The organism is Yoonia sp. SDW83-1 (assembly GCF_046762885.1).
Lineage (GTDB): Bacteria > Pseudomonadota > Alphaproteobacteria > Rhodobacterales > Rhodobacteraceae > Yoonia.
Map to the genome: position 1 here is coordinate 1 of NZ_JBKQXO010000061.1, position 371 is coordinate 371.

1 pseudogene is annotated in these 371 nt (G+C 50.9%); it reads right to left on the bottom strand.

Annotated features, from left to right (window positions below):
• Positions 1-239, bottom strand: a pseudogene (locus tag ACFWW4_RS22740) (glyoxalase); the annotation flags it as partial.
• Between the last annotated feature and the right edge of the window lie 132 nt (positions 240-371).

The window sequence follows — 371 nt, forward strand, 5'->3', positions numbered from 1 at the left end:
ACGTCCTCGACTTCGAAGTTGAGGATCATTCCCTTTGATGCACCCCGCGATCCCTTGGGGATCGTTTCATGATCAGATTGGACGACCGCGAGATTGACCGAGGGGTCCGCCTCGCTTTGCAGGTGCACATACCAATCGGCCTCGAAGGCCGCACGAAATCCGAAGTGGCGTTTGTAGAAATCGGCTGTCACTGCAACTGCTTCGGACTGGATGACGGGGTAGTACTGTTTGACACGCATTTTGGTCTCCTTTCATTTACATGCACTGTGTATGTAACATGGACTCACAAAAACATGCAAGATGTATGTAAGATGATTTTGTTAGAAACCGGAGAACGCCGATATGACCCCAGACAAACCCGTGCGACGGAG